Source organism: Pseudomonas sp. QS1027, assembly GCF_002814235.1.
In the GTDB taxonomy this organism is placed as follows: Bacteria; Pseudomonadota; Gammaproteobacteria; order Pseudomonadales; family Pseudomonadaceae; genus Aquipseudomonas.
In genome coordinates this window covers 278,281-291,125 of record NZ_PHSU01000011.1, presented here as the reverse complement: position 1 = coordinate 291,125, position 12,845 = coordinate 278,281, and the positions used below count along the sequence as shown (strand labels likewise).

Genomic DNA, 12,845 nt, shown 5'->3' with positions numbered 1-12,845 from the left:
TACCGTGTTTTCCAAAAGGGAAAAGCACGCTCATGGCTAATTAGGCGTTGTTTCCGATGCCTTCGCCCAGGTGTGACTCGTGACCGACTGCACTTTGTGAACTGGCCGTTAATACCGGCTCGGGAAACGAGTGTTGACTCAGTTTTCCGGCGCGCTTCAGGCCTCATGTCACCTGCGCTTGTTACGATCGCGAACCTTTCCTCGAACGGCGAAAGCCCCGTAGGACGGCCTCGCATCCTGATGAATTGCGTTGGGCAGGGCCGGCTGTTGGCCGTTGGTCCTCTGTCCAGCCGCTTTTGGCGGCGTTCGCGACTATAGCAGCAATGATTAAGTGCTTCAATTCCATAAAAAATTGTTATCATCGCCGGCATGACGACGACTACCCCCCCGACTCCAGGCGTACAACTGCTTGAGGTCTCGCCGGAATATGCCGGCCAGCGCATTGACAACTTCCTTCTCGCTCGGCTCAAGGGTGTGCCCAAGACCTTGATTTACCGCATTTTGCGCAAAGGCGAAGTGCGGGTGAACAAGGGGCGCATCAAGCCCGAGTACAAACTCCAGGCCGGCGATATCGTGCGGGTTCCGCCCGTGCGCGTCCCCGAGCGCGACGAGCCGGTGCCTTTGGCCCAGGGGCTGTTGCAGCGCCTGGAGGCTTCGATTGTGTTCGAAGACAAGGCCTTGATCGTGATCAACAAGCCGGCCGGCATTGCCGTGCACGGCGGCAGTGGCCTGAACTACGGCGTGATCGAAGCCTTCCGTCAGTTGCGCCCGGATGCCAAGGAACTGGAGCTGGTCCATCGCCTGGACCGCGACACCTCCGGCCTGCTGATGATTGCCAAGAAACGCAGCATGTTGCGCCATCTGCACGAAGCCCTGCGCGGCGACGGTATCGATAAACGTTATATGGCCCTGGTCCGCGGTAACTGGGCGGCCTCGATCAAGCAGGTGCGTGCACCCTTGCTCAAGAGCAACCTGCGCTCCGGCGAGCGCATGGTCGAGGTCAACGAAGAGGGCAAGGAAGCGCTCACGGTATTCAAGGTGCTGCGCCGTTTCGGTGACTTCGCCACCATGGTCGAGGCCAAGCCGGTCACCGGTCGTACCCACCAGATTCGTGTGCACACCCTGCACGCCGGGCACTGTATTGCCGGTGACAGCAAGTACGGTGACGATGGCTTCACCAAGGAAATTCGCGATCTGGGCGGCAAGCGCCTGTTCCTCCACGCCTATATGCTGACCGTGCCGCTGCCCGATGGTGGCGAGTTGAAGTTGCAGGCGCCGGTGGATGAAATGTGGGCCAGGACGGTGGAGCGACTGAGTGCGGTCTGAATACAAGCTGCTGATTTTCGATTGGGACGGCACCTTGGCCGATTCCATTGGTCGGATTGTCGAGGCGATGGGGGTGGCGGCCGCGCGTTCGGGGTTTGTCCTGCGCGATGAGACGGCGGTGAAGGGCATTATCGGTCTCGGCTTGCCGGAAGCGATTTGCACCCTGTACCCGGCGATCACCGATGAAGAACTGGTGATCTTCCGCCAGCACTATGCCGACAGCTACATTGCCCTTGAGACGGTTCCTTCGCCGCTGTTTCCTGGCGTGTTGGAGTCCATGGAAGCGTTTCGCGCCGCCGGCTACCAGTTGGCGGTCGCGACCGGCAAGAACCGTCGCGGACTGGACCGGGTGTTGAAGGCCCATGGCTGGCTGGATTATTTCGATATCACCCGCGCCGCCGATGAAACCGCCAGCAAGCCACACCCGCTGATGCTCGAGCAGATTCTCGCCCATTGCGCTGTCCCGGCTTCCCAGGCCCTGATGATCGGGGACTCGGCGTTCGATTTGCAAATGGCGCGCAACGCTGGCATGGATTCAGTGGCCGTAGGTTATGGTGCCTTGTCGCTGGATGAGTTGCGGGTGTTCGAGCCGCGCTTGGCGATTGACAGTTTTCCACAGTTGCATGCCTGGCTCGATGGCCGGGTCAATTGAATTCGTTGGGGTGAGTACGCATGTCTGATGAATGGGGCGCGCCGCCAAAGGCGAATGCCGAATCCGGTGATGACAAGAGCTGGAAGTTGCTGGAAAAGACCCTGCTGGCTGGTGTGCAGGAGCAACGTCGCTCGCGGCGCTGGGGAATATTCTTCAAGCTGTTGACCTTTGTGTATCTGTTTGGCGCGTTGGTGATGTTCTCGCCGCTGATCAATCTGGAGAAGAGTGCCACTCGTGGGGCGCACTACACCGCCCTGATCGAAGTGCGTGGGGTGATTGCGGACAAGGAGTCGGCCAGTGCCGACAATATTGTCGGCAGCCTGCGCACGGCCTTCGAGGACCCCAAGGTCAAGGCGATCATCATGCGAATCAACAGCCCGGGCGGCAGTCCGGTGCAGTCGGGTTATGTGTTTGACGAGATTCGTCGCCTGCGTGGCCTGCACCCGGATACCAAGGTGTATGCGGTGATTTCCGATATCGGTGCGTCGGGTGCCTACTACATCGCCAGTGCGGCGGACGAGATCTATGCCGACAAGTCCAGCCTGGTCGGTTCCATTGGTGTGACGGCGGCCGGCTACGGTTTTGTCGGTACCATGGAGAAGCTGGGGGTGGAGCGCCGTGCCTACTCTTCGGGGGAGCACAAGGCGTTTCTTGATCCGTTCCAGCCACAGAAGGCCGATGAGACCAGGTTCTGGCAGAGTGTGCTGGACACCACCCATAACCAGTTCATCGCCAGTGTGAAGAAGGGTCGTGGTGATCGCCTGAAAGACAAGGATCATCCCGAGCTGTTCTCCGGGCTGGTCTGGTCCGGCGAGCAGGCGCTGCCGCTGGGGCTGATCGATGGCCTGGGCAGTGCCAGCTCGGTGGCGCGGGATGTGATCGGCGAGAAGGAGTTGGTGGACTTTACCGTTCAGGAATCGCCTTTCGATCGCTTCTCGAAAAAACTCGGTGCCAGTGTCGCGGAGCAGTTGGCGATGTGGATGGGCTTCCAGGGGCCGACCTTGCGCTGATAGTTGCATGGCAATAAAAAAACCGGTCGCCAGTGACCGGTTTTTTTATTGGCTCAGGGAATCTGCACGCCCTCGACCAGGAGCATGTCCACAAGGCGAATCAGGGGCAGTCCGATCAGGCTGGTGGCATCCGGCCCTTCCGTGCTCTGGAACAGGCTCACACCCAGTCCCTCGGCCTTGAAGCTGCCAGCACAGTCATAGGGCTGTTCGGCGTGCAGGTAACGTTCGATGCGTTCGACCGTCAGGCTGCGCATCTGCACACTGAAGGGGATGCAGTCCACCTGGCACTCCCCGGTCTGGCTGTTGAGCAGGGCCAGTCCTGTGAGGAAACTGACGCGGGTGCCGCTGGCGGCCAGCAGCTGTTCGCGGGCCTTCTCGAAGTCGTGGGGCTTGCCGAGTATCCGTCCGTCGAGTACCGCGACCTGGTCCGAGCCGATGATCAGGTGCGCTGGATGGTGGGCCGCCAGGGCCCGGGCCTTTTCCTCGGCGAGGCGTTTGACCAGCTCGATGGCCGCTTCGCCGGGGCGCTGGCTTTCGTCGATATCCGGCGAGGCGCAGGTAAAAGGCAGGCGCAGGCGGGTCAGCAATTCCCGGCGATAAGCCGAGCTTGAGGCAAGTAACAAAGGCAGCATGCGGTTCTCCTGAAGAAGGCCGCCGATTCTAGTCGGCTCGCCAGCTGACGGACAGGGCCTAATTTCCTTTGACAGTGGCAGGGTGCATCCCTAGAATGCTGCGCCTATGTTGAATGACCCGATTCCACCTCACGTTGACCCGCGCAAATTGGCTGATCGTGGCACCACCCTTCAAGGTGAACTGCTGCTGGCCGATTTGGAGAGACTCTGCGACTCGCTTTCCGACACTGTCGGTACGGTGCAGGCTAAATTCGTTTTTGAACGAGATGAACGTAAGGCTGTGATGATTCACAGTTTTATCGACACCGAGGTCAAAATGGTTTGCCAGCGTTGTCTTGAGCTGGTCACCCTGCCGATCCACAGCGAATGCAGTTATGCTGTGGTGAAGGAGGGTGCGAATACCCAGTCGTTGCCGAAAGGTTATGACGTGCTGGAACTGGGCGAAGATCCTTTGGATCTGCAGGCATTGATCGAGGAAGAGCTTCTGCTCGCCTTGCCCATTGTGCCTGCTCATCATCCGGAAGAATGCCAGCAGCCGGCGGGGCTCGATGAGCCCGAACCGAGCGAGGACGAGGTAACGCGGTCCAACCCGTTCAGTGTATTGGCGCAGTTAAAGCGTGACCCAAACGTTTAGGAGTTAATCAATTATGGCTGTTCAGCAGAACAAAAAATCCCGCTCCGCCCGTGACATGCGTCGTTCGCACGACGCCCTCGAGGCAAGCACCCTGTCTGTGGAAAAGACCACCGGTGAAGTTCACCTGCGTCACCACGTATCGCCAGAAGGCGTATACCGTGGCCGTAAAGTGATCGACAAGGGCGCTGACGAGTAAATCTTGTCCGCTCAGATCATCGCGATCGACGCAATGGGCGGGGACTTCGGTCCCCGCAGCATTGTCCAGGCCAGTATTGCCTGCCTGTCTGCTACACCCTCGCTGCACCTGACCCTCGTCGGTCAACCTTCCCAGCTTGAACCCCTGATCGCCAGTCATCCGACTGTGGATCGCGCGCGCCTGACGATTACCCCCGCCAGCGAAATCATCACCATGGACGAGCGCCCGTCCCAGGCCTTGCGTGGCAAGCCGGATTCGTCGATGCGCGTGGCCCTGCAATTGCTGCGCGATGACAAGGTCCAGGCCTGTGTCAGCGCCGGTAATACCGGTGCCTTGATGGCCTTGTCGCGGCATGTGCTCAAGACCCTGCCGGGAATCGATCGTCCGGCCATGGTCGCGGCCATCCCGACCCAGCGCGGCTATTGCCAGTTGCTGGACCTGGGGGCGAATGTCGATTGCAGTGCCGAGCACCTGTTCCAGTTCGCCGTGATGGGTGCGGTGGCCGCCGAGGCCCTTGGCGTGGTGCGGCCGCGTGTCGCGCTGCTCAATGTCGGTACCGAGGACATCAAGGGCAACCAGCAGGTCAAGCTGGCGGCGACCCTGTTGCAACAGGCGCGAGGGCTGAACTACATCGGCTTCATCGAAGGTGACGGGCTGTATCGCGGCGAGGCCGATGTGGTGGTGTGCGACGGTTTTGTCGGCAATATCCTGCTCAAGTCCAGCGAAGGCCTGGCGACCATGATCGCCGCACGGATCGAGGCGCTGTTCAGGCAGAGCCTGGCCTCACGGCTGGTCGGCGCCCTGGCCCTGCCGCTGCTCAAGCGCCTGCAGGCCGATCTCGCCCCGGCACGGCACAACGGCGCGAGTTTTCTCGGCCTGCAGGGCATTGTCATCAAGAGTCACGGCTCCGCCGGTGTCGAGGGTTTTCAGAGCGCAATTGCCCGGGCCCTGATCGAGATCCAGGAAAACCTTCCCGAGCGTCTGCACGGTCGCCTGGAGGAGCTATTGCTTTAGGCGTTTTCCCGCGGGAATGCTTAAATGTGACCGCTCAGTTCAATCAGCCATCCAAACTGACAGTTTCTTGCGTCCGCCAAGGCGGGACGTCAATTCTTCGACGACAAGATCATTAGGGGCTTGTTACATGTCTACATCCCTCGCATTCGTCTTTCCAGGACAGGGTTCGCAGTCCCTCGGCATGCTCGCCGAGCTGGGCGCGCAATACCCGCTGATCCTGGAGACCTTCAAAGAAGCCTCCGATGCCCTGGGCTATGACCTCTGGGCGCTGACCCAGCAGGGGCCGGAAGAGCAACTGAACCAGACCGACAAGACTCAACCCGCGATCCTTACCGCTTCCATTGCCTTGTGGCGCCTGTGGCTGGCTGAAGGCGGTGCGCGTCCGGCCTATGTCGCCGGTCACAGCCTGGGCGAATACAGTGCGCTGGTTGCCGCTGGCAGCCTGAGCCTGGGTGATGCGGTGAAGCTGGTGGAGCGCCGTGGCCAACTGATGCAGGAAGCCGTTCCGGCCGGGCAGGGCGCCATGGCGGCGATCCTCGGGCTGGACGATGCCGATGTGATTGCGGCGTGCGCCGAATCCGCCCAGGGCGAAGTGGTCAGTGCGGTGAACTTCAACTCGCCAGGCCAGGTGGTGATCGCCGGCGCCAAGGCCGCCGTCGAACGCGCCATGGAAGCCTGCAAGGCCAAGGGCGCCAAGCGTGCCCTGCCGCTGCCGGTCAGCGTACCGTCGCATTGCGAACTGATGCGCCCGGCCGCCGAGCGCTTCGCCGAATCCGTTGCCGCCATCGACTGGCAGGCACCGCAGATCCCGTTGGTGCAGAACGTCAGTGCCCAGGTGGCCACGGATCTCGCGACCCTCAAGCGCGACCTGCTGGAACAACTTTACAAGCCAGTGCGTTGGGTCGAGTCGGTCCAGTGCCTGGCGGCCAACGGCGCCACCGAGCTGGTCGAATGCGGTCCCGGCAAGGTGCTGGCCGGCCTGAACAAGCGTTGCGCCGATGGCGTCAATACTTCCAACCTCAACACCCCGGATGCCTTCGCCGCCACGCGCGCGGCGCGGGCCTGAATCAGGAGAAGCCTGCATGAGTCTGCAAGGTAAAGTTGCACTGGTCACCGGCGCCAGCCGTGGCATCGGCCAAGCCATCGCCCTCGAGCTGGGGCGTCTTGGCGCCGTGGTCATCGGCACCGCGACCTCGGCCTCGGGTGCCGAGCGGATTGCCGCGACCCTCAAGGAACATGGCATTCAAGGCACCGGCCTGGAGCTTAATGTAACCAGCGATGAGTCGGTTGCCGCAGTGCTGTCGAGCATCAGCGAGCAGTTCGGTGCGCCGGCGATCCTGGTCAATAATGCCGGCATCACCCGCGATAACCTGATGATGCGGATGAAAGATGACGAGTGGTACGACGTGGTCGATACCAACCTCAACAGCCTGTTCCGCCTGTCCAAGGGCGTTCTGCGCGGCATGACCAAGGCCCGTTGGGGCCGAATCATCAATATTGGTTCGGTAGTGGGTGCCATGGGCAACGCAGGCCAAGTAAACTACGCAGCAGCCAAGGCCGGCCTCGAAGGTTTTAGTCGTGCACTGGCGCGTGAAGTCGGTTCGCGCTCGATTACGGTAAACTCGGTGGCCCCAGGGTTCATCGACACCGATATGACCCGTGAATTGCCTGAAGCGCAGCGTGAGGCCTTGCTGACGCAGATTCCGCTGGGCCGTCTGGGCCAGGCTCAAGAGATCGCGCAAGTGGTCGCTTTTTTGGCCTCGGACGGTGCGGCATACGTGACTGGGGCTACAATCCCGGTGAACGGCGGGATGTACATGTAATTCAAATGTGACGGATTGCTTCAAAAAAATGTCATACCAGCTGTCTAAAATCCGTTATAAAGCTGCAACTTATTGAGGGGCAGAGGGCAAAGGGGGACAAAGGCTGAAGCTTTCGGTTGAAAAGCTGAAAAGCCTTTCTATACACTTACCTACCGGCCAGCTGCCTGAATTTTTCCATTAGGAGTGAAAACAAGGTATGAGCACCATCGAAGAACGCGTCAAGAAAATCGTTGCCGAGCAACTGGGCGTCAAGGAAGAAGAAGTGAGCCTCACTTCTTCCTTCGTTGAAGACCTGGGTGCCGACTCCCTTGACACCGTTGAGCTTGTGATGGCTCTGGAAGAGGAATTCGAGACCGAAATCCCTGACGAAGAAGCTGAAAAAATCACTACCGTACAATTCGCTATCGATTACATTGTGGCCCATCAGGCGTAATAGTTTGTAATCGTTGCCTGCTGTCATGGAAAAACCGCACTGCCATTACGGCGTGCGGTTTTTTCTTTAAGGTGTGAGGCAAAGTGTCGTCAACAGGATAAAGGAGAGTGCTGTGTCGCGTAGACGCGTCGTAGTCACCGGCATGGGGATGTTGTCGCCATTGGGTACGGATGTTCCGAGTACCTGGCAAGGCATCCTGGCTGGCCGTAGTGGCATTGGTCTGATCGAACACACGGACCTTTCTGCCTATACCACCCGTTTTGGCGGCTCGGTAAAAGGTTTCAATGTCGAAGAGTACTTGTCGGCCAAAGAAGCCCGCAAACTCGACCTGTTCATTCAATACGGCCTGGCAGCCGGTTTCCAGGCAGTGCGTAACGCCGGCCTTGAAGTCACCGATGCCAACCGTGAGCGCATCGGCGTGGCCATGGGTTCGGGTATTGGCGGCCTGACCAATATCGAGGAAACCTGCCGCACGTTGCACGACCAGGGCCCACGGCGCATTTCGCCGTTCTTCGTGCCCGGTTCGATCATCAATATGATTTCCGGTTTCCTGTCCATCCACCTGGGTGCCCAGGGGCCGAACTATGCCATCGCGACGGCGTGCACCACCGGCACCCACTGTATCGGCATGGCGGCGCGCAACATTGCCTACGATGAAGCCGATGTGATGATTGCCGGCGGCGCCGAAATGGCCGCCTGCGGCCTCGGCATGGGTGGTTTCGGCGCGTCTCGCGCGCTGTCCACGCGTAATGACGAGCCGGCCCGTGCCAGCCGTCCGTGGGACAAGGGCCGTGACGGCTTCGTGCTGTCCGACGGTGCCGGCGCCCTGGTGCTCGAAGAGCTGGAGCACGCCAAGGCCCGTGGCGCGACCATCTACGCCGAGCTGATCGGCTTCGGCATGAGCGGCGACGCCTACCACATGACCTCGCCACCCGCCGACGGCGCCGGTGCGGCCCGTTGCATCGCCAACGCGATGCGTGATGCCAAGCTGAACCTGGATCAGGTGCAGTACATCAATGCCCACGGCACTTCGACCCCGGCCGGCGACCTGGCCGAAGCCGAGGCGATCAAGCGGGTGTTCGGTGAGCACGCCTACCAGATGGCGATCAGCTCCACCAAGTCGATGACCGGCCACCTGCTGGGCGCCGCCGGTGCCATCGAGGCGATTTTCAGTGTGCTGGCCATCGCCGACCAGGTGGCGCCGCCGACCATCAACCTCGACGAGCCCGATGAAGGCTGCGACCTGGATTTCGTGCCCCACGAAGCCCGGCGGATGCCCATCGATGTGGTGCTGTCCAACTCCTTCGGCTTTGGCGGTACCAACGGCTCCCTGGTGTTCCGCCGGTTCGCCGGGTGATGGAAAGCTGGGTCGACGGCCAGCCGGGCGATGCGTTGTCCCTCAAGGACCGCGGCCTGGCCTACGGCGATGGTCTGTTCGAGACCTTTGCCGTCAAGGGCGGTCGACCGTTGCTGCTCGAGCGGCACCTGCAACGCCTGGCTGAAGGCTGTCGACGGCTGGGTATCGCGGCGGATCACGAGTGGGTTCGCCGCGAGCTGCTCGCTTACGCTGCGGCACTGGGGGAGGGCGTGCTCAAGCTGATCCTCACCCGTGGTGATAGCCAGCGCGGCTACGCGACCTCGGCGCAGGCTGTGCCGCGGCGTATCCTGCAAGGTAGCCCGTTACCCACTTATCCACAGGCCTACGCGCAACAGGGTATTGGTCTTTTCCCCTGTGCGACGCGTTTGTCCGAGCAGCCCTTGCTGGCCGGGCTCAAACATCTCAATCGCCTGGAACAGGTCCTGGCCCGTGCAGAGTGGCAGGGTGCCGAACATGCCGAGGGCCTGATGCTCGACACCTCGGGTCGGGTGATCGAAGGGGTGTTCAGCAATCTGTTTCTGGTGCGTCAGGGTATGCTCTTCACCGCTGACCTCAGCCGTTGCGGCGTAGCGGGAGTGATGCGGGCGCAGCTGTTGGAAGAAGCCCAGGCACTGGCGATACCCATAGATATTTCCGACATCAGCCTGGAGCAATTCCGGCAAGCTGATGAAGTCTTTCTCTGTAACAGCGTCTACGGTGTCTGGCCTGTTCGGGCTTTTACCGACCTGAGCTGGTCGGTTGGCCCGCTCACCCGTAAACTGCAAGGCATTGCCCGCGCGCTATTGGAAGTTTGAATTGAGACGTAAATTCTTGGTGCTGCTGCAAGCCGTTCTGGTGCTGGCCGGTTTGCTGCTGGGCGGTTCTGCCTGGAAGCTGCATTCGGCACTGGAGCAGCCCCTCAACCTGACGCAGGAACAACTGCTGGATGTCCCGGCCGGTGCGACACCGACGGGCACGTTCAATCGCCTCGAGTCCGAAGGCTTGCTCAAGGACGCCTTCTGGTTGCGCCTCTACTGGCGCTTCAATCTTGCCGGCGTGCCGTTGCACAGTGGCGAATACCGGATCACACCGGGCATGGACGTACGTGCGCTGCTGTCACTGTGGCAGCGCGGCGAAGTGGTGCAGTACAGCCTGACCCTGGTCGAGGGCTGGAATTTCCGCCAGGTGCGTGCGGCTCTGGCCAAGAACGAAAAGCTCCAGCAGACCCTGGCCGGTCTCAGTGACAGCGAAGTCATGACCAAGCTGGGGCACAAGGGCGTGTTCGCCGAAGGGCGCTTTTTCCCGGACACCTACCGCTTCGTGCGCGGCATGACCGATGCCGAACTGTTGGAGAAGGCCTATGATCGCCTGGACAGCGTCCTGGCCCAGGAGTGGCAGAAGCGCTCCCCTGATGCGCCTTACACCGAGCCCTATCAGGCCCTGATCATGGCCTCGCTGGTGGAAAAGGAAACCGGCGTGCCCCAGGAGCGTGGCCAGATCGCCGGGGTATTCGTGCGGCGGATGCAGCAGGGCATGTTGTTGCAGACCGACCCGACGGTGATCTACGGCCTGGGCGAGCGTTATACCGGCAAGCTCACCCGTGCCCATCTGCGTGAGGCCAACCCCTACAATACCTACATGAACGCCGGCCTGCCGCCGACCCCGATTGCCATGGTCGGACGCGAGGCGATCCATGCCGCGTTGAACCCGGTAGCGGGCAACAGCCTGTACTTCGTCGCGCGCGGCGATGGCAGCCATGTCTTCTCCGACGACCTGGATTCCCATAACAACGCGGTGCGCGAGTTCCAGCTCAAGCGCCGGGCCGACTACCGCTCCAGCCCCGCGCCGGCAACTGCACCTGCGCCAGCGGTTCCGACGTCTGCTCCGACAGCTGCACCTGCACCGACGATCCCGACGCCTGTTCCGGCAGCCGCACCTGAGCCGACGGCTCCGGCGGCCGCCCCGGCGACAGCGCCGACCTCGGTCCAGAGCCCGGCTCCCGAGGCGTCCGAGTCGGCGTCGAAACCCGCACCGGCCCCGGTTGTCGAACCTGTACCCGCGGCACCCGCGTCAACCGACGCCGAGGCGAAAGACTCGCAATGACCCAGATTAAGGATTGCCCGTGACTGGCTTGTTTATCACCCTGGAAGGCCCGGAAGGCGCCGGCAAAAGCACCAACCGCGATTACCTGGCCGAATGCCTGCGAGCCCGGGGCGTCGATGTCCTGCTGACCCGCGAGCCCGGCGGTACGCCGCTGGCCGAACGGATCCGCGAACTGCTGCTGGCAACCAGCGATGAAGCCATGTGTGCCGATACCGAACTGCTGCTGGTGTTCGCCGCGCGCGCCCAGCACCTGGCCACGGTGATCCGCCCGGCCCTGGCCCGCGGCGCGGTGGTGTTGTGCGATCGTTTTACCGATGCCACCTATGCCTACCAGGGCGGTGGTCGCGGCCTGTCCCATGAGCGTATCGCCACCCTGGAAAATTTTGTCCAGGGCGAACTGCGTCCGGACCTGACCCTGGTCTTCGACCTGCCGGTGGAAGTCGGCCTGGCCCGCGCCAGCGCCCGGGGTCGGCTGGATCGTTTCGAGCAGGAAGGCCGGGTGTTTTTCGACGCCGTGCGCAGCACCTACCTGAAACGCGCCGAAGCCGATCCGTCGCGCTACCGACTGGTGGAGGCGGCCCAGCCGCTGGCCCAGGTGCAACAATCCCTTGACCGCCTGCTGCCGGAAATCCTGGAGCGGCACCGTGGCTGAAGCCTATCCCTGGCAGGACAGCCTCTGGCAGCAAATGGCCGGGCGGCCCCAGCATGCCCACGCCTATCTGCTCCACGGCCCGGCGGGTATCGGCAAGCGTGCCCTGGCCGAACGGCTGATGGCGCTGCTGTTGTGCAAGAGCCCGGAGAACCTCAATGCCTGTGGGCACTGCAAGTCCTGCCTGTTGCTGAAAGCCGGCAGCCATCCGGACAACTACATCCTGGAACCGGAAGAAGCCGACAAGGCGATCAAGGTCGACCAGGTCCGCGATCTGGTCAGTTTCGTGGTCCAGACCGCGCAACTGGGCGGGCGCAAGGTGGTGCTGATCGAGCCGGTGGAGTCGATGAACATCAACGCCGCCAACGCCTTGCTCAAGAGCCTTGAAGAGCCTTCCGGCGATACCGTGCTGTTGCTGGTCAGTCACCAGTCGAGCCGTTTGCTGCCGACCATCCGCAGCCGTTGCGTGCAACAGGCCTGCCCGCTGCCGAGCGAGGCCATGAGCCTGCAATGGCTGGCGACGGCCTTGCCCGACAGCAGTGCGGAAGAGCGCGTCGAATTGTTGACCCTGGCGGCGGGTTCGCCCCTGGCCGCGGTCAGCCTCCAGGCCCAGGGTGTTCGCGAACAGCGGGCGCTGGTGGTCGACGGGGTGAAGAAATTGCTCAAGCAGCAGCAATCGGCCACCCAGTTGGCCGAGGGGTGGAATGCGATCCCCCTGTTGTTGCTGTTCGACTGGTTCTGCGACTGGTCGAGTCTGATCCTGCGTTATCAGCTGACCGAGGACGAAGCCGGCCTGGGTCTGGGGGACATGCGCAAGGTGGTGCAGTACCTGGCGCAGAAAACCGCCCGGGACAAGGTCCTGTCGATCCAGGACTGGATTCTCGCCCAACGCCAGAAAGTCCTGAGCAAGGCCAACCTCAATCGGGTGCTGTTGCTCGAAGCGCTGCTGGTGCAATGGGCAGCTTTACCTACCCAACACTGAGGCGATGGGCCTAGAATCGGCTATCTGCATGACC

Annotated in this window: 15 protein-coding genes; 14 read left to right on the top strand and 1 reads right to left on the bottom strand. The window is 61.7% G+C overall.

The genetic code is table 11. The features are described 5' to 3' along the window. Window positions 1-369: 369 nt before the first annotated feature. From rluC to CWE01_RS12125, 3 genes are read left to right on the top strand one after another with little or no spacing between them, the layout of a single operon-like run. On the top strand, window positions 370-1,326 hold the full coding sequence (rluC, locus tag CWE01_RS12135; protein WP_100940764.1) for a 23S rRNA pseudouridine(955/2504/2580) synthase RluC: 957 nt from the start codon (window positions 370-372) through the stop codon (window positions 1,324-1,326). Next, window positions 1,316-1,978 carry an HAD-IA family hydrolase gene (locus CWE01_RS12130; RefSeq protein WP_100940763.1) on the top strand — a complete coding sequence of 221 codons (663 nt, stop codon included), beginning with the start codon at window positions 1,316-1,318 and terminating at the stop codon, window positions 1,976-1,978. The genes rluC and CWE01_RS12130 overlap by 11 nt, the downstream gene beginning before the upstream one ends. Window positions 1,979-1,998: 20 nt before the next feature. Next, window positions 1,999-2,988 (top strand): S49 family peptidase, encoded by a 990-nt coding sequence (locus CWE01_RS12125; protein WP_100940762.1) that lies wholly within the window; start codon window positions 1,999-2,001, stop codon window positions 2,986-2,988. Window positions 2,989-3,041: 53 nt separating this feature from the next. On the opposite strand, the gene CWE01_RS12120 is transcribed toward CWE01_RS12125, so the two are convergent. Beyond that, window positions 3,042-3,620, bottom strand: coding sequence for a nucleoside triphosphate pyrophosphatase (locus CWE01_RS12120; protein WP_100940761.1), 579 nt, complete (start codon window positions 3,618-3,620; stop codon window positions 3,042-3,044). A gap of 106 nt (window positions 3,621-3,726) precedes the next feature. Here CWE01_RS12120 and CWE01_RS12115 point away from each other — a divergent pair, with 106 nt between their 5' ends. The 11 genes from CWE01_RS12115 to CWE01_RS12065 all read left to right on the top strand — a co-directional run bounded on the left by CWE01_RS12115 (window position 3,727) and on the right by CWE01_RS12065 (window position 12,811). Continuing rightward, window positions 3,727-4,254, top strand: a complete 528-nt coding sequence (locus CWE01_RS12115) for a YceD family protein (RefSeq protein ID WP_100940760.1) — start codon at window positions 3,727-3,729, stop codon at window positions 4,252-4,254. 13 nt (window positions 4,255-4,267) lie between these two features. Continuing rightward, a complete protein-coding gene (gene rpmF, locus CWE01_RS12110) occupies window positions 4,268-4,450 on the top strand; it encodes a 50S ribosomal protein L32 (protein WP_003179396.1) in 183 nt (60 codons plus the stop codon). A gap of 3 nt (window positions 4,451-4,453) precedes the next feature. After that, the gene (gene plsX, locus CWE01_RS12105) at window positions 4,454-5,464 is read left to right on the top strand and encodes a phosphate acyltransferase PlsX (protein WP_100940759.1); all 1,011 of its coding nucleotides are present in this window, start codon (window positions 4,454-4,456) and stop codon (window positions 5,462-5,464) included. A gap of 127 nt (window positions 5,465-5,591) precedes the next feature. Beyond that, window positions 5,592-6,530, top strand: coding sequence for an ACP S-malonyltransferase (gene fabD / locus CWE01_RS12100; RefSeq protein ID WP_100940758.1), 939 nt, complete (start codon window positions 5,592-5,594; stop codon window positions 6,528-6,530). A gap of 16 nt (window positions 6,531-6,546) precedes the next feature. Continuing rightward, the gene (gene fabG, locus CWE01_RS12095; RefSeq protein ID WP_100940757.1) at window positions 6,547-7,287 is read left to right on the top strand and encodes a 3-oxoacyl-ACP reductase FabG; all 741 of its coding nucleotides are present in this window, start codon (window positions 6,547-6,549) and stop codon (window positions 7,285-7,287) included. A 196-nt stretch (window positions 7,288-7,483) separates the two neighbouring features. After that, window positions 7,484-7,720, top strand: a complete 237-nt coding sequence (acpP, locus tag CWE01_RS12090; protein ID WP_100940756.1) for an acyl carrier protein — start codon at window positions 7,484-7,486, stop codon at window positions 7,718-7,720. A 112-nt stretch (window positions 7,721-7,832) separates the two neighbouring features. Continuing rightward, window positions 7,833-9,077 carry a beta-ketoacyl-ACP synthase II gene (gene fabF / locus CWE01_RS12085; protein WP_100940755.1) on the top strand — a complete coding sequence of 415 codons (1,245 nt, stop codon included), beginning with the start codon at window positions 7,833-7,835 and terminating at the stop codon, window positions 9,075-9,077. Continuing rightward, the gene (gene pabC / locus CWE01_RS12080; protein ID WP_100940754.1) at window positions 9,077-9,892 is read left to right on the top strand and encodes an aminodeoxychorismate lyase; all 816 of its coding nucleotides are present in this window, start codon (window positions 9,077-9,079) and stop codon (window positions 9,890-9,892) included. The genes fabF and pabC overlap by 1 nt, the downstream gene beginning before the upstream one ends. A 1-nt stretch (window position 9,893) precedes the next feature. Beyond that, complete coding sequence (gene mltG / locus CWE01_RS12075) at window positions 9,894-11,180, top strand: endolytic transglycosylase MltG (RefSeq protein ID WP_100940753.1); 1,287 nt, start codon at window positions 9,894-9,896, stop codon at window positions 11,178-11,180. A gap of 19 nt (window positions 11,181-11,199) precedes the next feature. After that, window positions 11,200-11,832, top strand: a complete 633-nt coding sequence (gene tmk, locus CWE01_RS12070; RefSeq protein ID WP_100940752.1) for a dTMP kinase — start codon at window positions 11,200-11,202, stop codon at window positions 11,830-11,832. Continuing rightward, complete coding sequence (locus CWE01_RS12065; RefSeq protein ID WP_100940751.1) at window positions 11,825-12,811, top strand: DNA polymerase III subunit delta'; 987 nt, start codon at window positions 11,825-11,827, stop codon at window positions 12,809-12,811. The genes tmk and CWE01_RS12065 overlap by 8 nt, the downstream gene beginning before the upstream one ends. Window positions 12,812-12,845 lie beyond the last annotated feature (34 nt).